The following is a 16,090-nucleotide window of genomic DNA, read 5'->3' on the forward strand; positions in this document are numbered from 1 at the left end:
ATGAGGTCCATGCGCTGGGACAACCTCTCCGCTCCCCCGGACGAGGGGACTCCCGATCGGGCGGCGCCGGCGGCTCCACCCCTGCCGCTGGCGCTGCCCGGCGCGATCGCCCGCACGTTCGACACCCCCGACTTCGCCGGCATGACCTTCTACGAGGTGCACGCCAAGTCGATCATCAACCGGGTGCCGGGGCAGTCCCGCGTGCCGTTCGAGTGGACCGTCAACCCCTACCGCGGCTGCTCCCACGCATGCACCTACTGCCTGGCCGGCGACACGCCGGTCCTGATGGCGGACGGGCGCACCCGACCGATCAGCGAGTTGGCGCCCGGCGACCGGATCTACGGCACCGAGCGGCGCGGCGCCTACCGCCACTACGTCGTCACCACGGTGCTCGACGTGTGGTCGACGGTGAAGCCGGCCCACCGGGTCACCCTGGCCGACGGCACCACGCTGGTGGCCAGCGGCGACCACCGCTTCCTGACCGAACGCGGCTGGAAACACGTCACCGGCAGCATGCGGGGCGCCGCCCGCCGCCCCTACCTGACCACCCGCAACCGGCTGCTCGGCACCGGCCGGTTCGCCGTCGCGCCCAAGCGCTCCACCGACTACCACCGGGGCTACCTGCACGCCCTGGTCCGCCGGCCGGCGCACCCGGGCCGCCAGGGGCGCCGGCTCGGCGACGGCGAGGCGGCCGGTGGACGCCGAGGCTTCCGGCTGCTCACCACGGAGGCGGAGGCGCTGGAGCGCGCCGAGCGGTTCCTCGCCGAGGCCGGCGTCGCGATCGAGCGGGTCGCCGGCCGGCCGGCCCGCCGGTCCACCGTCCTGCGGGTGGCGCGGCCCGCTGACGCCGACACCCTCGCCGAGCTGGTCCGACCTCCCGACGAGCCGATCGACGACTGGCGGCTCGGCTTCCTGGCCGGCGCGTTCGACGCCGGCGGCAGTTGCAGCCGGGGCGTGTTCCGCGTCGGCGTCGCCGACGACGGGAGCCGGCGGCGGGCGGCGGACGCGCTCGACAGGTTCGACTTCCGGTGGGTGCTCGACGGTCCGGGCCACCGCGACACGACCCGCCAGCTCCGGCTGACCGGCGGCCTCCCGGAGCGGCTGCGCTTCTTCCACCTGACCGACCCGGCCGTCACCCGGAAACGCTCGATCGAGGGCGCGGCGCTCAAGGGCGCGGCGCGGCTCCAGGTGACCGCCGTTGAGGACCTGGGTCTGGAGCTGCCGCTGTGGGACATCACCACAGGCACCGGCGACTTCATCGCCAACGGGGTGGTCAGCCACAACTGCTTCGCCCGCAACACGCACACCTACCTCGACCTCGACGCCGGTGCGGACTTCGACCGCCGGGTGATCGTCAAGGTCAACGCGGGTGAGCTGGTCCGACGCGAGCTGGCCGCGCCGCGCTGGCGTGGCGCGCACGTCGCCATGGGCACCAACGTGGACTGCTACCAGCGGGCCGAGGGGCGCTACCGGCTGATGCCGCCGATCCTCGAAGCGCTGCGCGACTTCGCCAACCCGTTCTCGATCCTGACCAAGGGCACCCTGCTGCTGCGCGACCTGCCCCTGCTCCGCCAGGCCGCCGAGGTCACCCGGGTCGGCCTGTCCTATTCGGTGGGTTTCGTGGACGAGACGCTCTGGCGGCTGGCCGAGCCGGGCACGCCGAGCCCACGCCGCCGGCTGGACGCGGTCCGCCGGCTGACCGACGCCGGCTTCCCGGTCGGGGTGTTGATGGCGCCGATCCTGCCCGGTCTCAGCGACGACGAGGAGTCGATCGACGCCACGGTGGCCGCGATCGCCGCCTCCGGCGCCACCGACGTCACCCCACTGGCGCTGCACCTGCGACCCGGCGCCCGGGAGTGGTACGCGCGCTGGCTGGCCCGCGAGTTTCCCCACCTGGTGCCCCGCTACCGGCAGCTCTACCAGGCCGGCGCGTACGCGCCGCAGGCCTACCAGCGGGAGGTCACCGCACGGGTGCGGATGGCGGCGCGCCGGCACGGTCTGCACCGGGGCGAGGTCGGCGACAACCGCCGGCTGCCCGAGACCCCGCCGGACACCCCGGCGGCCGAGCAACTCTCCCTTCTGTAGTAGGGAGCGGACCCGGCTGCGGGACGAGCTGACCGCCGAGTGGTGGAGCGACGGGCGTTAGGCTCGGGTGATGCGTTCCGCCCAGCAACTCCTCGCCGACTCCGCCGTCATCGCCGTGGTCGGGGCCTCCCGCGACCCGGGCAAGGCCGCGCACCGCGTACCGCTGGAGATGCAGCGACACGGTTGGCGGATCATTCCGGTGAACCCGACAGTGGACGAGTTGTTCGGCGAGAAGGCGTATCCCACGCTCGCCGACATCCCGCATCCGGTCGACCTGGTCGACGTGTTCCGCCCGGCCCGGGACGCGGTCGAGGTGGTCCGGCAGGCGGTGGCGATCGGCGCGCCGGCGGTCTGGTTGCAGCTCGGGATCGCCTCCGCCGAGGCGCGCCGGATCGCCGAGGAGGCCGGCGTCGACTACGTCGAGGACCGGTGCCTCATCGTCGAGCGGGCCGCCGCCGGCCTCTCCCGCCGCTGAGAATTCCGGTACGACGGTCGCTGGCGCTCGCCGCGTACCCTCCGGGCGTGTCTCTCTGCGGTCCAGCCCAGGGGTCGGCGGCGCCCGGCCGCGACGGGCTCCGGTCCCGCCGGCTGATCGCGCTCCTGGCGGGCGTGGCGGTGACAGTGACGACCGGCCCTGGTCTGCTCGCGCTGCAACCCGCCGTCCTCCACCGGTTCGGCGACCTGGCGTGGGTGGTGACCGGGGCGCACCTGGCGCAGCACTACTGGCGTCCCCGGCGGACCGGCCGGCTGGTCTGGCGTCCCCGGATCGTCGGACGGCACGCGACGGAGGCCGGGCTGCTGGCCCGCCGGTCCCCGGCGGGTTGGCTCGGGCTGGCCACCACCGTGGCGCTGGGGACGGTCCTGGCGGTCGCTGCGGTCTCGTTCCTGGCCGACCACTGGCGTCCGGTGGCCGCCTGGCAACCGCTGCTGCTGGCGGCCGTGTCCCTCGGGCCGGGCTGGGCCGTCTACCGGGAGGTCCGGTTCACCGGCCGGCTGGCGCTGACCGCGAGCGGCATCCGGGACGGAGGGACGTGCTACCCGTGGTCGAGGGTGCGGGCGGCCGGGCCGAACACGGACGACAGGGACGGCGGCGTGATGCTGCGTGTGGACCCCGCGGAGTTCCCCAGGCCGGTTGTCGGTGGACGCGACGTGACGGTGTCGGACGAGCGGCTACTGACCGCGATCGAACAGTTCCGGGTCGCGCCGGAGACCTTGGCGGTGGGGCTGCCGGTCACCGCGCCGGAGCCGGGCGCTCGGGGCGGCTGACCGCGCCGGCCACCGGCTCGGGGCCGAAGAGCAGGTCGAGCTGGGCGTCGAGCGCGGCCAGCGCGGTCTCCGGCGGGTAGTGGCCGCCGAGCACGTAGACCCCGAGTCCTTCCATCACGGCGAGCAGGCCGACCGCCGCGCGTTCCGGGTCCACCCGGCCGTCCGCGACGAGCGGTGACCCGGCGGCGATCTGGCCGGCGACGAACGCGAGCAGCGCGGCCGTTCCGTCGTGCAGCGCGGCGGCGACGGCGGGCCGGACCGCGGTGTACGCGAGGAAGGCGAGCGCCACCCGCCCGTCCGCCCGCCGCTCCTCGTCCAGCGGCAGCAGCGCGGCCAGCATGGCGCGGAGCAGCGCGCGGGGTGCCGGTGTCGCGCCGAGCGCCCCGACCGCCCGGCCGACCCGGGCCTCGTTGCGTTCGCTCACCACGGCCAGCGCGAACGTCATCATCTCGTCCCGGGTACGAAAGTAGTGCTGCACCATCCCGGCGCTGACGTCGGCGGCGGCGGCGACATGCCGCAGGCTGACCGCTTCCAGCCCCTGCTCGGCCGCGACCCGCATCAGCGCGTCCGCGATGAGCGCCCGGCGTTCCCGGTGGTCGACCCGCTTCGGCATGCCTCCATGGTTTCACAATGCGACTGCATTGACACGAGCGCCATTCGGCCTTTACATTGCGACTGTATTGCAAAAGAGGGGGTGCGACGGTGGGACGAGCGATCCGGCTGGCCAGACGAGTCGTGGCGTACGAGTGGGGCATGTGGCGCAGCCTCACCCGGTGGACGCTGCGCCGCCCCTACCCGGTGGCGCCGGACGCGGCCACGTTCGCCTATGTCGGCGGCGTGCAACCGATCCTGCTGGCCTTCATCGCCCTGTCCACGATCGAGATCCCGATCCTGGACGTGATCCTCCGGCACACCGTCGACTCGCCGACGATCCGGCACGCGGCGATCGGGATCGGCGTCTGGGGCGTGCTGTGGATGGTCGGGCTGCTGGCCAGCCTCCGGATCCACCCGCACGTCGTCGACGACGCCGGCCTGCGGGTGCGCAACGGCGTCTCGATCGACATCACCGTCCCGTGGGCCGCCGTGGCCGACGTGGCGGTCCGCCGCCGGTCGCTGCCGTCCAGCCGCGCGGCGCGCTACGACGAGGACGACCCGGAGGTGCTGAACCTCGGCGTCGGCAGCCAGACCGCGATCGACGTGACGCTGCGGGAGCCGCTGTCGGTGCCGCTGCCGAGCGGGCCGAGCACCGAGGTGCGGGAGATCCGGATGTACGCGGACGACCCGGCCGCGCTCGTCGACCGCGCCCGCCGGCACCTGCCCACCACTCAGCCGAAGCGGTGAGAGGGGGCCCCTTCTCTACCGGAAACGTTAAGAAGGGGCCCCGCCTTACAGCTTGTACTCCTTGAGGAGGCCGCGGGAGATGATCGTCTTCTGGATCTCCGAGGTGCCCTCGCCGATCAGCAGGAACGGCGCCTCGCGCATCAGGCGCTCGATCTCGTACTCCTTGGAGTAGCCGTAGCCGCCGTGGATGCGGAACGCCTCCTGGACCACCTCGGCGCAGTATTCCGAGGCGAGCAGCTTGGCCATGCCGGCCTCGACGTCGTTGCGCTGGCCGGCGTCCTTGAGCCGGGCCGCGTTGACCATCAACGAGTGCGCGGCCTCGATCTTCGTGCCCATCTCGGCGAGCTTGAACGCGATCGCCTGGTGTCGGGCGAGCGGCTGGCCGAACGTCTTGCGCTGCTGGGCGTACGCGACGGCCAGCTCGAACGCGCGGATCGAGATGCCGCAGGCGCGGGCGGCCACGTTGACCCGGCCCACCTCGATGCCGTCCATCATCTGGTAGAAGCCGCGGCCCACCTTCTCCTCGCCGCCGAGCACGGCGGAGGCGGGGACGGTGACGCCGTCGAGCACCATCTCGGTGGTCTCGACGCCCTTGTAGCCCATCTTGTCGATCTTGCCGGGGATGGTCAGTCCGGGCGCGGTCTCGCCGAAGCCGGGCTCCTTCTCCAGCAGGAACGTGCTCATGTTGCCGTAGACCGAGTCGGCCCCGGTGTCGGTCTTGACCAGGGTGGCCACCACCGACGAGTACGCGCCGTTGGTCAGCCACATCTTCTGCCCGTTGAGCACGTAGGTGTCGCCGTCGCGGACCGCCTTCGACTTGATCGCCGAGACGTCGGAGCCGCACTCCGGCTCCGACATGGAGAACGCGCCGCGCACCTCGCCGGTGGCCATCCTCGGCAGCAGCCGGGCCTTCTGCTCCGCCGAGCCGTGCTGGGAGATCAGGTACGCCACGATGAAGTGGGTGTTGACGATGCCGGAGATCGACATCCAGCCGCGGGACAGCTCCTCGACCACCAGCGCGTAGGTCAGCAGCGACTCGCCGAGACCGCCGAACTCCTCGTCGATGGTGAGGCCGAACAGCCCCATCTCGCGCATCCCGTCGAGGATGTCGGTGGGGTACTCGTCGGCGTGCTCCAGCCGCTGGGCGTGCGGGATGATCTCCTTGTCGGCGAACTCCCGGACGGTTTCCAGGATCGACCGCTGCACGTCGGTCAGGCCGGGCGTCTGGGCGAGTCGGGCCATCTCAGCCTCCGGGGTCGGCGCATTACTCATGGGTAACTGAACGCTCGGTCAGTATCGGCCCCGGGACCGGCCGCGCCAAGGTGACCAGTCCACACAACCGCTGTGAAAAGGTTCACCGCTGCGGGTAGCGTCCGCAAGAGAGAGGGCGGTTGACCTGCGGCAGAGGGGGCGAACGTGACCGACGAGCAGCCACCGTCGCCGTACGAGCCGCCGTCGCACGGCCAGCCGTACGGGCAGCCGCAGTACGGCCAACACCAGCCGCAGTGGGGCCACCAACCGCCGTACACCCCGCAGCCGCCCTACGGGCAGTACGGCCCACCCGGCGAACCACCCCGACCACGCGGCACCAACGTGCTCGCCGTCCTGTCGCTGGTGCTCGCGTTCGTCTTCGCCCCCGCCGGCATCGTCTGCGGTCACCTGGCCAAGCGGCAGATCCGGCAGACCGGCGAGGAGGGCGACCAGCTCGCCACCTGGGGTCTCATCCTCAGCTACGTGTTCACCGCGCTCGGCCTGGTCGCCTGCTGCGGCTGGATCGGCCTGGCCATCTGGGCCAACGCGGACAACAACGGATACTGACGCCTCAGCGGAACTGCGCCTCCCGCACGCTGTTGCCGCCGTCGACCACGAGCATCTGCCCGGTGATGTACGACGCGGCCGGCGAGCAGAGGAACGTGATCGCCGCGGCCACCTCGTCCGGCGTGCCGGGCCGCCCCACCGGGGTGCCGTGCCCCTGCTTGATCTCGGCCAGGGTGGACGCCGCGGTGTGGATGATGCCCGGCGCGACCGCGTTCACGGTGACCCCGTCGGCGATCATCTCCATCGCCAGCGCCCGGGTCAGCCCGACCACGCCGGCCTTGGCCGCCGCGTAGGCGGCCTCGGTGGGCAACGCGTTGACCGGGCCGGCGGTGGCCGCCAGGTTGACGATCCGCCCCCAACCGTGCTCCGCCATGCCGTTGATGAACGCGCGGCTGCACAGGAACGCGGTGGTCAGGTTGCGGTCGATCTCGCCGCGCCACTCGTCGTAGGTCAACTGGGCCACCGGGCGCAGCACCTCCGGGCTGGCCCGGCTCGCCAGGCCCGCGTTGTTGACCAGCACCTCGACGTCGCCGAGCTGCTCGGCCACCGCGTCGGCGAGCGCGCCCACCTCCGACTCGTCGGTGAGGTCGGCGACGAAGCCGGTGACGCCCAGCTCGCCGGCGCGCTCGTGGATCCGCCGGGTGGTCGACACGATCGCCACCCGGGCGCCCAGGTCGGCCAGCCGGCGCGCGGTCGCGTAGCCGATGCCGTCCGCGCTGCCCGCGCCGGTGACCAGCGCGACCCGGCCGTCCAGCCGCATGGAGGCGGTCTCCGGGAGCGGCTCGGCCCGGTCCTCGTCGGCGCCGCCCATTGGTTCGCCGCCACGCGGGCGGCGCACCGACCCCGGGCGGCTCATGTCCCGTCGCGACCGACCACCACGCGCGTCAAGTGCCATGCCGAGGATCCTGCCCGCTGTGGACCTTCCGGGCAATGCGGCACCCGGAAAGGGGGTCCTCCGGGTTGTTCCCGGGTGGCTACCCTGACCCGGACCACGTACCTGGAGATGATCAGATGAGCTATCCCCCACCCCCCGGTGGTTGGCCGGACCCGCAGTCCGGCCCGCCGGTCGACCCCTACGCGCCGGTCGACCCGTACGCGGGCGCGAAGTCGCCGTACCCCCAGCCCGCCGGCGACCCGTACGCGGTGCCGGCCGCCTACCCGGCCCCGGCCATGTACCCGCAGCCGGGCGCCTACCCGCCCCCGTACCCGGGTTACGCGCCGGCCAGCCGGACGAACACGCTCGCCATCGTGGCGCTGGTGCTCTCGCTCGTCGGCTTCACCTCCTGCATCACCGCGCCGATCGGCGCGATCATGGGACACGTGGCCCGCAAGCAGATCCGGGAGACCGGTGAGCAGGGCGAGGGCATGGCGAAGGCCGCGATCATCGTGGGCTGGATCCTGACCGCGCTGCTCGTCGCCGCGATCATCTTCTACATCGTGATGATCGTGATCGCGATCAACTCGGACAGCTCGTCCAGCAGCTACTGACGCGAACGGGCCGCCCCCGGCGAGGGGCGGCCCGGCGCGCGGTCACTCCGACGGCGGGGTGAACGAGGAGGTACGCGCCAGCCCGGCGGCCCGGCCCTTGGCCGCGATCACCAGCGCCATCTTGCGGGACGCCTCGTCGATCATCTCGTCGCCGAGCATCACCGCGCCGAGCTTCCCGCCCGCCTCCGAGGTGTAGTAGTCGTAGGCGTCCAGGATCAGCTCGGCGTGGTCGTAGTCGGCCTGCGCCGGCGAGTAGACCTCGTTCGCCGCGTCGATCTGGCCGGGGTGCAGCACCCACTTGCCGTCGAAGCCCAGCGCCGCCGACCGCTTGGCCACCTCGCGGAACGCGTCGGTGTCCCGGATCTGCAGGAACGGGCCGTCGATGGCCTGCTTGTCGTGCATCCGGGCGGCCATCAGGATCCGCATCAGGATGTAGTGGTAGGGATCGCCCGGGTAGTCCGGGATCAGCGCGCCGACCACAAGCGACCTCATGTTGATCGAGGCCATGAAGTCGGCCGGGCCGAAGATGATCGTCTCCACCCGGGGCGACGCCGCCGCGATGGCGTCCACGTTGACCAGCCCGGCCGCGTTCTCGATCTGCGCCTCGATGCCGATCCGGCCGACCTCCAGCCCCAGCGTCCTCTCGATCTGGGTGAGCAGCAGGTCCAGCCAGTGCACCTGCTCGGCGTTCTGCGCCTTCGGCAGCATGATGCAGTCCAGGTTCGCCCCGGCGCCCTCGACCACCTCGATGACGTCCCGGTAGGTCCACGGCGTGGTCAGGTCGTTCACCCGGACCACCCGGGTCTTGCCGGCCCAGTCGCCCTCGTTCAGCGCGGCCACGATGTTCTTGCGCGCGTCCGGCTTGGCCAGCGGCGCGACCGCGTCCTCCAGGTCCAGGAAGACCTGGTCGGCGGGGAGGCCCTGGGCCTTGCCGAGCATCTTGACGCTGGAGCCGGGTACCGCGAGGCAGGACCGGCGGGGGCGACCGACAGCGGTCATGGATGCGCTCCTTCCCGCGTCCGGCGGCAGCGCGCCGACGCGGCGGTGGATGTCGAGAACTTAACGATCCCAAAGGACGGGGCTACGCCACGGTAACCTCGTGCCGTGACCGGGGTGAATGGACCTGTGGAAGATCTCACTGAGCGTCGGATCGTGGTGCTGACCGGGGCCAGCTCGGGCATCGGGCTGGCCGCCGCCGTGGAGCTGGCCCGGCGCGGCGACCAGGTGGTGCTGGTCGGCCGGGACCCGGCCCGGCTGCGCGCCGCCGGGGAACGGGTGCGCGAGTCCTGCGGCGAGCAGCCGGAGCTGTTCCGCGCCGACTTCGCCGTACTCGACGACGTACGCGGGCTCGCCGAGCGGCTGCGCGCCAGCTACGACCGGATCGACGTGCTGGCCAACAACGCCGGCGCGATCGTGCTCGAACCGATCACCACGGTCGACGGCTTCGAGCTGAGCATGCAGGCCAACCACCTCGCCCCGTTCCTGCTCAGCAACCTGCTACGTGACCGGGTCCGGCGGATGGTGGTGACCGGCTCCGACGCGCACCGCAGCGGCGTGCTCGACCCGGACGACCTCAACGCCTCGCTGCGCCACTACCGGCCGTTCCGCGCGTACGGCACCAGCAAGCAGGCGAACATCCTGTTCACCGCCGAGGCGGCGCGACGCTGGCCGGAGCTGCCGGCGTACGTGTTCCACCCCGGTGTGGTGCGCACCCGGTTCGGCAACGAGAGCCGGATCGTGGCGCTCGGCATGCGGCTGCTGCCGTTCCGCAGCCCGGAGAAGGGCGCCGAGACGCTTGTCTGGCTCGCCCGCCAGGACCCGTCCCGGTTGACCCACGGCGGCTACTACGCCGACCGCAAGCCGCACCGGCCGCGCCCCAGGGCGGCCGACCCGACGCTGGCCGCCCGGCTCTGGGCGACCAGTGCCAAGGCGGTCGGTCTGGACGCCTGACGGGTCACCGCGACCGCCGCCGCGCTGCCACACTCGACGCCATGACGACGGGGAACGAGGTGCTGCTCGTCGCGCTTGTCGACCTGAGCGCCGACGCGGCGGCCGGCCGGCGCTACGAGGACGCCGTGCTGGCACTGCTCGACCGACACCACGGGGCGCTGGAACGGCGGCTGCGCACCGGCGACGGGCAGACCGAGGTGCACGTGATCCGGTTCGCCGCCCGCACCGGCCTCGAGGCGTTCCTGGCCGACCCCGACCGCGCCGCGCTCCGCGCCGAGCTGGGCGACGCCGCCCCGACCACCCGGGTGCTGGAGGTCCACGACGTCTGAGGCGGTCAGTGCGACACGTGCACCGGGACGCTGGTGACCACCACGCCGGGCAGCGGCCGCAACGCCGCCCGCAGCCGCTGCTCGGCCCGGCTGTGCAGCAACCGGTGCCGGCGCCGCCGCAGCACCACCTCCGGCACGATCACGGTGAGCGTCAACTCCGGGCGGGCGGTGTGCAGCGCCTCCAGATAGTGCGCCAGCGGCCCGATCACCGCCCGATAGGGCGACACGATCGTCTCCAGCCGCAGGTGGTCGCCCCAGGCCCGCCACTGTTCCCGGAACCGGTCCGCCTCCGCCTCCTCCGGCGCGATGTGCACCGCGAGCGTCGGCCGGCCCAGCGACGCCGCGTACGCCATGGCCCGCAGCGACGCCCGGTTCAGCCGGGCCACCGGCACGACCACCAGGTGCCGTACCTGCTGGGGCAGCTCCTCGCCCTCGGCGGACCCGGCCGGGCCGGGCGGCGCGTGCGGGGGCGGCGGGTGCAGCGCGAGCGCGCGGTGCACCGTGGCGTAGTGCCTGTGGATCCGCCGGAAGAGCAGCACCAGCAGCGGCACCGCGACCACCACCACCCAGGCGCCCTCGGTGAACTTGGCCACCGCGGCGGTCAGCAGCACCAGCCCGGACAGCGTCGCGCCGACCGCGTTGACCGCGAGTCGGCGACGCCACCCCCGCCCCCGGCGACGCCGCCAGTGCACCACCATCCCGGCCTGCGACAGCGTGAAGGCGAAGAAGACGCCTACCGCGTAGAGCGGGATCAGCCGCTCGGTGCGCCCGCCGAAGGCGACGAAGACCACCACGGCGGCGAGCGCCAGCGCGATCAGGCCGTTGCTGAACGCCAGCCGGTCACCCATGTGCAGGAAGCGGCGCGGCGCGTAGCCGTCCCGGGCCATGAAGAAGAGCAGCCGGGGGAAGTCGTTGAACGCGGTGTTCGCCGCCAGCAGCAGGATCAGCGCGGTGGTGGCCTGGAGGATCGCGTACCACGGGCCGGTCGGGAAGGTGACCCGGCCGAGCTGGGACAGCACTGTCTCGTCCGCCCGGGGCACCAGGCCGTCGAGGTGGATCAGCCCGACCAGGCCGGCGAAGAGGGTGACAAGCATGGCGACCATCCAGCCGAGCGTGGTGCGGGCGTTGCGCCACTCCGTCGGCCGGAACGCCGGCACCGCGTTCGACACCGCCTCGATGCCGGTCATCGACACCGCGCCGGAGGAGAACGCGCGCAGCACCAGCAGCAGGCCCAGGCCCTCCGCGGCCGGCACCGCGGGCGGCGGCACCGGCGCGAAACCCCGCCCCGCGGCCTTCGCGTACCCGACCGCCAGCACCGCCAGGACCACCACCACGAAGGCGTACGTGGGCAGCACGAAGATGTTGCCGGCGGTGCGTACGCCGCGCAGGTTGCCGGCGAGCAGCACGGCGATCACCAGCACCCCCAGCGGTACGGTCCACCGGGTGAGGCCGGGCAGCGCCGAGGTGACCGCGTGCACGCCGGCGGCCACCGACACCGACACGGTCAGCACGTAGTCGAGCATCAGCCCCGCCGCGGCGGCCAGTCCCGGCGTCCGCCCCAGGTTGTCCCCGGCGACGATGTACGAGCCGGCGCCGTGCGGGTAGGCCGGGATGGTCTGCCGGTAGGAGAGACCCACCGCGACCATCAGCACCACCAGCAGCGCGGCCAGCGGCAGGGCCAGCCCGAGCGCGGCGCCCCCGGCCAGCACCAGGACGGCGAGCATCGCCTCCGGCCCGTACGCCACGGAGCTGAGCAGGTCCGACGAGAGCACCGGCAGCGCGACCAGCTTGCGCATCCGCTCGTAGAGCACGGAGCTGCTGGCCAGCGGCGGGCCGACCAGGGTGCGGCGCAGCCGGCTCAGCGCGCGTCCGCGCCGGTCGTCGGGCAGGTGCGCGGGACCGGCGGCGATCAACTCGTCCGGCTCCGCGACGGTGAACAGGTCGATCGGCGTGAGCCGGCCGAACCGGGTCGGCTGCGGGCGGTGGTCGCGCCGGCCCAGCGTCGGGTCGACCGGCAGGTCGTCGGCGCGGCGTGGACCGTGCCAGCGCGCGCCGAGGCGGCCGAGCGCGGCCCGCTCCTCGGCGCCGAGCGGCGGGAACTCGGCCGAGGGCGTGACGACGGTGCCCTGCTCCGCCGCGTCGTCCCGGTCTGGCTCCATCCCCCGCACTGTCGCGCACGCCGGCGCGGCCGGTGACCGGTTCGGCCACAGTTCGGCCGACCGGCACCTAACCGACGGCGACCGGGTCGAGCAGGTCGAGCACGCCGGTGAGGGAGGTCAGCACCGGCCCGTGCCACTCGCGGTCGGCGTTGAACACCATGTGGCCGGCGAGGTCGGGCGCGGCCAGCCGGACGGCGCGCAGGCCCACCCGCTCCGCTCCGGTCAGCTCCTGGCTGCCGCCGTCGCCGACGTAGAGGCAGTCGGCCGGGGCGTGGCCGAGCCGGTGGCAGGCGGCCAGGTAGAGCGCCGGGTCCGGCTTGCACCGGCCGAGGCGTACCGAGAAGACCCGGGTGTCGAGCAGCGGGGCGACCGCGAGCTGGGGCAGGAACGCCGGCAGCTCGTGCGTGCAGTCGCTGACCAGCCCGGTGCGTACGCCCCGGCGGCGCAGCGCGGCGAGCACCGGCACCGCCTCCGGGCGCAGCCGGGTGTCGGCGCGGACCGCCCGGTGCCGGGAGGCGACGGCGGCGCGGACCGCCGCGTCGGAGGGGCGCACGCCGACCTGGGCGCAGACCCACCGCATGGTCGACTCGGCGTCGCCGAAGAACCCGCTGGCGCGCGCGTAGTAGCTGCCGTCGAGCACGTCGACCAGGGCCTCGGTGGAACAGCCGAGCTGCTCGGCGATGACGTCGTGGGCGGCTCCGCGCCGGACGCTCTGGGTCAGCGTGCCGAAGAAGTCGAACAGCACCGCGTGGAACCTGGGCATGGGGAGATGCTCCGGACGTCGAGGGGAGGGTCGCCGGGTCGCGCATGATCGTAACGGAGTGCTGACGTTCCGTGTCGCCGGTCGCCGTGTGAGGATTGCTCCCCGTGTCCACCGCTCCACACCGCCCGCCGCTCGACGCGCCGACCCTCGGCGCGCTCGCGCTGGCCGTCGCCGCCGTCTCGTCCTCCGCCCCGCTCATCGCGTTCGCCGCCGCGCCGGCGCTGGCCGTCGCGTTCTGGCGCAACCTGCTGTCGGCGGCGGTGCTCGGCCCGGTCGCGGTCACCCGTCGGCGGGCCGAACTCCGCGCGCTCACCGTCGGGCCGGGCCGTCGGGAGGGGCTGTTCTGCGTACTCTCCGGGGTGGCGCTGGCCGCCCACTTCGCCACCTGGATGCCGAGCGCGAAGCTCACCTCCGTCGCGGCAGCGACGGCGCTGGGAGCGACGCAGCCGGTGTGGCAGGGACTGATCGCCCGCTGGCAGGGGCGCCGGCTACCGGCGGTGACCTGGGCCGGCATCGCGGTGGCGGTGCTCGGCGCGGCGCTCGCCACCGGCGCCGACGTCGCCGTCTCCGGCCGCGCGTTCGCCGGTGACCTGCTGGCCGTGGCCGGTGGCATGTTCGCGGCCGTCTACACCGCCTTCGGCGAGCGCGCCCGGGCGAGCATCAGCACCACCACCTACACCACCGTCTGCTACGGCGTCTGCGCGGCGATCCTGCTCGTCGTCTGCCTGCTCGGCGGCGTGCGCCTGCACGGCTGGGACGGCGGGACGTGGCTGGCCATCGTCGGCCTGGTGGCCGGCGCCCAACTGCTCGGCCACTCGATGTTCAACTACGCCCTGCACCGGGTCTCCGCGACCACGGTCAGCGTGCTGATCCTGCTGGAGGCGCCCGGCGCGGCCCTGATCGGCTGGGCCTGGCTGGGCCAGTTGCCCCGGCCGCTGGCCCTGCCGGGGCTGGCGCTGCTGCTGGCCGGCGTCGCCGTGGTCGTGCTCGGCGGCGCCCGGGCCGGACGGCGCGCCGCACCCGCCGCCGTACCCGCCGACGCCGCCCCGCCGCCCGGCTGACCGGCCGGGTGGCCGGGTGGCCGGGTGGCCGGTCCGAGCGTCAGCGGCGGCGGACCCGGTGCATCCGGAACGGCTTGCGGGCGGCCCGGACCGCCGACGCCGGACGGGGCTCCTCGGCCAGCGACCCGGCCGGCAGGTCGCCGCCGGTCAGCGCCGTGCCCGCCGGGGTGAGCCGGTTGACCGCGCAACCCTCGGCGGCCCACCGCGCCACCAGCTCGGCGGCCGACCCGGAGGCGTTGAGCCGCTTCGCGGCCACCAGCGGCGCGGCGGTGTCCCACTCCTCGGTGCCGGGCCGCAGCCGGGTCACCCGCGCCGTCCAGGTGACGATGCGGCCACCGTGGTCGCCACGCAACGTCACCTCGGCCGCCTCGGCGTCGGCCAGCCCGGGCGCGGCCTGCTCACCGGGACCGGTCACCACCAGCAGCGCGCCGTCCAGCGGCAGGCACCACAACGCGGACGCCGGGCCACCGCCGAGGCCGACCCAGCACACCGCGGCCTTCTTCACCGCCTCGTCCACCAGCGGTGGCGTCACCCGCTCGTCCACCTCGTCGCTCACCCGACCATCCTCCCGCATCCCGCGCCCGTCCGGGCCGACGACCGGACCGCCCCCGGCCCGGCCTCGCCGGAGCGGGTCGGCGCCCCGGTCCTAGCGGTCCTCGCGTCTGGCCACCAAAGCCCTGCTCGGACCGCCGGTCGCCGAGTGGACACAGCGGATCGGTCATGCGCGGAGCGCCGCTACTCAGTCCCTTTGGAGCTGATAGCAGAAACGACTCAGCCGGAGGCGCATGCGCCTGCGCCCCGGGCCCGGCCCGAACAGCTTGATATCACCAACGACTCAGCTCTAAAGGCGCTGGAACCGAGTGACCTCGCCCAGCGCCCGGGTACGAGAACCAGCGCTGAACCCGAGTGGGAACAAGCCGGCGCCTGGAGCGGGAACGGCTCAGCCGATGAAGGGCGGGACGGTGATCTCACCACGCGCCACCGGCATCACCTGGCCGGACACGGTCGCGCCGACCGCCGTCCCGCCGGCGGCGGTCACGGTGCAGGCCAGCGACGACGGGCGGTTGATCTCGATGCCCTGGCGCACCGAGTACGACGTGCGGCCCTCACCCGGCAGCAGGCCGCTGGCGACCAGCCAGACGCCCAGGCCCAGGGCCGCCGAACCGGTGGCCGGGTCCTCCGGGACGCCGATGCCGGGCACGAAGACGCGGGCGTGCGCGGTTTGCGACTCGGGGTCCCAGGAGAAGAGGCTGACGTGCTCGACGCCGTACCGCTCCGCCGCCGCCGTGTTCAACCGTGCCCGGGCCACGGCGTCGGGGCGTACCGGAAGGTAGGGAAACTCCAGCCCGCACCCGGCGACCCGCGGCGGCGGGCCGGCGTGGTCGGCGGCGGTGAGGCCGGCGATCTCCAACAGCGGCTCCGGGTCGAGTTCCGGGCCGAGCGTCGGCGTGCCACCGGTAAGCGTCGCCCCGGTGCCGGTCACCTCGATCGGCAGCACGCCGGCGCCGCACTCCTGGGTGACCCTGCCCACACCGAAGACACCGCGCCGACCGGCGGTCACCGCCGCGCCCACGCTCGGGTGCCCGGCGAACGGCAACTCGTCGGTCGGGGTGAAGATCCGGGCCCGGTAGGTCGCGCCGGCCTGCGTGGGCGCCAGCACGAAGACCGTCTCGGACAGGTTGAACTCCAGCGCGAGCGCCTGCATCTGCTCGGTGGCCAGACCTTCCGCGCCGAACACCACGGCCAGCGGGTTACCGGCGAACGGGCGGTCGGTGAAGACGTCCACGATCTCGTAGGCCAAGGTCGACATGCTGTTAGAGAGTAGGCCCT

General features: G+C 73.7%; 17 protein-coding genes. 9 read left to right on the top strand and 8 right to left on the bottom strand.

Features of this window, described 5'->3' with window-relative positions; genetic code table 11:
- The first annotated feature begins 9 nt into the window (after positions 1 to 9).
- The 3 genes from ACIA5A_RS09630 (at position 10) to ACIA5A_RS09640 (ending at position 3,351) form a co-directional block, all read left to right on the top strand.
- On the top strand, positions 10 to 2,085 hold the full coding sequence (locus ACIA5A_RS09630) for an intein-containing Rv2578c family radical SAM protein (protein WP_396758648.1): 2,076 nt from the start codon (positions 10 to 12) through the stop codon (positions 2,083 to 2,085).
- A gap of 70 nt (positions 2,086 to 2,155) precedes the next feature.
- On the top strand, positions 2,156 to 2,560 hold the full coding sequence (locus ACIA5A_RS09635) for a CoA-binding protein (protein WP_396758651.1): 405 nt from the start codon (positions 2,156 to 2,158) through the stop codon (positions 2,558 to 2,560).
- A gap of 47 nt (positions 2,561 to 2,607) precedes the next feature.
- Entirely contained in the window at positions 2,608 to 3,351 is a 744-nt protein-coding gene (locus ACIA5A_RS09640) for a hypothetical protein (protein WP_396758653.1), read from the top strand.
- Here the strand turns inward: ACIA5A_RS09640 and ACIA5A_RS09645 are convergent.
- The gene (locus tag ACIA5A_RS09645; protein ID WP_396758656.1) at positions 3,317 to 3,964 is read right to left on the bottom strand and encodes a TetR/AcrR family transcriptional regulator; all 648 of its coding nucleotides are present in this window, start codon (positions 3,962 to 3,964) and stop codon (positions 3,317 to 3,319) included. The genes ACIA5A_RS09640 and ACIA5A_RS09645 overlap by 35 nt on opposite strands.
- Positions 3,965 to 4,053: 89 nt before the next feature.
- Here ACIA5A_RS09645 and ACIA5A_RS09650 point away from each other — a divergent pair, with 89 nt between their 5' ends.
- Positions 4,054 to 4,692, top strand: coding sequence for a hypothetical protein (locus ACIA5A_RS09650; protein ID WP_396758658.1), 639 nt, complete (start codon positions 4,054 to 4,056; stop codon positions 4,690 to 4,692).
- A gap of 45 nt (positions 4,693 to 4,737) precedes the next feature.
- Here ACIA5A_RS09650 and ACIA5A_RS09655 read toward each other — a convergent pair whose 3' ends face one another.
- A complete protein-coding gene (locus ACIA5A_RS09655) occupies positions 4,738 to 5,934 on the bottom strand; it encodes an acyl-CoA dehydrogenase family protein (protein ID WP_396758661.1) in 1,197 nt (398 codons plus the stop codon).
- A gap of 174 nt (positions 5,935 to 6,108) precedes the next feature.
- Here ACIA5A_RS09655 and ACIA5A_RS09660 point away from each other — a divergent pair, with 174 nt between their 5' ends.
- Entirely contained in the window at positions 6,109 to 6,510 is a 402-nt protein-coding gene (locus ACIA5A_RS09660) for a DUF4190 domain-containing protein (RefSeq protein ID WP_396758663.1), read from the top strand.
- Positions 6,511 to 6,514: 4 nt separating this feature from the next.
- Here ACIA5A_RS09660 and ACIA5A_RS09665 read toward each other — a convergent pair whose 3' ends face one another.
- A complete protein-coding gene (locus tag ACIA5A_RS09665) occupies positions 6,515 to 7,405 on the bottom strand; it encodes an SDR family NAD(P)-dependent oxidoreductase (RefSeq protein ID WP_396758666.1) in 891 nt (296 codons plus the stop codon).
- A 116-nt stretch (positions 7,406 to 7,521) separates the two neighbouring features.
- Here ACIA5A_RS09665 and ACIA5A_RS09670 point away from each other — a divergent pair, with 116 nt between their 5' ends.
- Positions 7,522 to 7,998 carry a DUF4190 domain-containing protein gene (locus tag ACIA5A_RS09670; RefSeq protein ID WP_396758668.1) on the top strand — a complete coding sequence of 159 codons (477 nt, stop codon included), beginning with the start codon at positions 7,522 to 7,524 and terminating at the stop codon, positions 7,996 to 7,998.
- A gap of 42 nt (positions 7,999 to 8,040) precedes the next feature.
- Here ACIA5A_RS09670 and ACIA5A_RS09675 read toward each other — a convergent pair whose 3' ends face one another.
- The gene (locus ACIA5A_RS09675; RefSeq protein WP_396758671.1) at positions 8,041 to 8,997 is read right to left on the bottom strand and encodes an HpcH/HpaI aldolase/citrate lyase family protein; all 957 of its coding nucleotides are present in this window, start codon (positions 8,995 to 8,997) and stop codon (positions 8,041 to 8,043) included.
- Positions 8,998 to 9,123: 126 nt separating this feature from the next.
- Here ACIA5A_RS09675 and ACIA5A_RS09680 point away from each other — a divergent pair, with 126 nt between their 5' ends.
- Both ACIA5A_RS09680 and ACIA5A_RS09685 read left to right on the top strand, forming a co-directional pair.
- Entirely contained in the window at positions 9,124 to 9,948 is an 825-nt protein-coding gene (locus tag ACIA5A_RS09680) for an SDR family NAD(P)-dependent oxidoreductase (RefSeq protein ID WP_396758674.1), read from the top strand.
- Between the two features lie 41 nt (positions 9,949 to 9,989).
- Positions 9,990 to 10,277 carry a hypothetical protein gene (locus ACIA5A_RS09685; protein ID WP_396758677.1) on the top strand — a complete coding sequence of 96 codons (288 nt, stop codon included), beginning with the start codon at positions 9,990 to 9,992 and terminating at the stop codon, positions 10,275 to 10,277.
- A gap of 5 nt (positions 10,278 to 10,282) precedes the next feature.
- On the opposite strand, the gene ACIA5A_RS09690 is transcribed toward ACIA5A_RS09685, so the two are convergent.
- Positions 10,283 to 12,436, bottom strand: coding sequence for an APC family permease (locus ACIA5A_RS09690; protein ID WP_396758680.1), 2,154 nt, complete (start codon positions 12,434 to 12,436; stop codon positions 10,283 to 10,285).
- A 67-nt stretch (positions 12,437 to 12,503) separates the two neighbouring features.
- Positions 12,504 to 13,199 (bottom strand): HAD family hydrolase, encoded by a 696-nt coding sequence (locus ACIA5A_RS09695; RefSeq protein ID WP_396758683.1) that lies wholly within the window; start codon positions 13,197 to 13,199, stop codon positions 12,504 to 12,506.
- Between the two features lie 104 nt (positions 13,200 to 13,303).
- On the opposite strand from ACIA5A_RS09695, the gene ACIA5A_RS09700 reads away from it, so the two are divergent.
- Positions 13,304 to 14,260 (top strand): DMT family transporter, encoded by a 957-nt coding sequence (locus tag ACIA5A_RS09700; protein ID WP_396758686.1) that lies wholly within the window; start codon positions 13,304 to 13,306, stop codon positions 14,258 to 14,260.
- A 40-nt stretch (positions 14,261 to 14,300) separates the two neighbouring features.
- Here ACIA5A_RS09700 and ACIA5A_RS09705 read toward each other — a convergent pair whose 3' ends face one another.
- Together ACIA5A_RS09705 and ACIA5A_RS09710 are read right to left on the bottom strand one after the other, a co-directional pair.
- Positions 14,301 to 14,834 carry a hypothetical protein gene (locus ACIA5A_RS09705; protein ID WP_396758689.1) on the bottom strand — a complete coding sequence of 178 codons (534 nt, stop codon included), beginning with the start codon at positions 14,832 to 14,834 and terminating at the stop codon, positions 14,301 to 14,303.
- A gap of 366 nt (positions 14,835 to 15,200) precedes the next feature.
- Positions 15,201 to 16,070: a PhzF family phenazine biosynthesis protein gene (locus tag ACIA5A_RS09710; RefSeq protein WP_396758692.1), complete on the bottom strand. Its 870-nt coding sequence runs from the start codon at positions 16,068 to 16,070 to the stop codon at positions 15,201 to 15,203.
- Between the last annotated feature and the right edge of the window lie 20 nt (positions 16,071 to 16,090).

The sequence above is a fragment of the Micromonospora sp. NPDC051300 genome, from assembly GCF_044455315.1.
In the GTDB taxonomy this organism is placed as follows: Bacteria; Actinomycetota; Actinomycetes; order Mycobacteriales; family Micromonosporaceae; genus Micromonospora; species Micromonospora robiginosa.

Coding starts and splice junctions, on each gene's coding strand:
- ACIA5A_RS09630 (WP_396758648.1), top strand. CDS start 10: ATGCGCTGGGACAACCTCTCCGCTCCCCCGGACGAGGGGACTCCCGAT.
- ACIA5A_RS09635 (WP_396758651.1), top strand. CDS start 2,156: ATGCGTTCCGCCCAGCAACTCCTCGCCGACTCCGCCGTCATCGCCGTG.
- ACIA5A_RS09645 (WP_396758656.1), bottom strand. CDS start 3,964: ATGCCGAAGCGGGTCGACCACCGGGAACGCCGGGCGCTCATCGCGGAC.
- ACIA5A_RS09655 (WP_396758661.1), bottom strand. CDS start 5,934: ATGGCCCGACTCGCCCAGACGCCCGGCCTGACCGACGTGCAGCGGTCG.
- ACIA5A_RS09665 (WP_396758666.1), bottom strand. CDS start 7,405: ATGGCACTTGACGCGCGTGGTGGTCGGTCGCGACGGGACATGAGCCGC.
- ACIA5A_RS09670 (WP_396758668.1), top strand. CDS start 7,522: ATGAGCTATCCCCCACCCCCCGGTGGTTGGCCGGACCCGCAGTCCGGC.
- ACIA5A_RS09675 (WP_396758671.1), bottom strand. CDS start 8,997: ATGACCGCTGTCGGTCGCCCCCGCCGGTCCTGCCTCGCGGTACCCGGC.
- ACIA5A_RS09685 (WP_396758677.1), top strand. CDS start 9,990: ATGACGACGGGGAACGAGGTGCTGCTCGTCGCGCTTGTCGACCTGAGC.
- ACIA5A_RS09690 (WP_396758680.1), bottom strand. CDS start 12,436: ATGGAGCCAGACCGGGACGACGCGGCGGAGCAGGGCACCGTCGTCACG.
- ACIA5A_RS09695 (WP_396758683.1), bottom strand. CDS start 13,199: ATGCCCAGGTTCCACGCGGTGCTGTTCGACTTCTTCGGCACGCTGACC.
- ACIA5A_RS09705 (WP_396758689.1), bottom strand. CDS start 14,834: ATGCGGGAGGATGGTCGGGTGAGCGACGAGGTGGACGAGCGGGTGACG.
- ACIA5A_RS09710 (WP_396758692.1), bottom strand. CDS start 16,070: ATGTCGACCTTGGCCTACGAGATCGTGGACGTCTTCACCGACCGCCCG.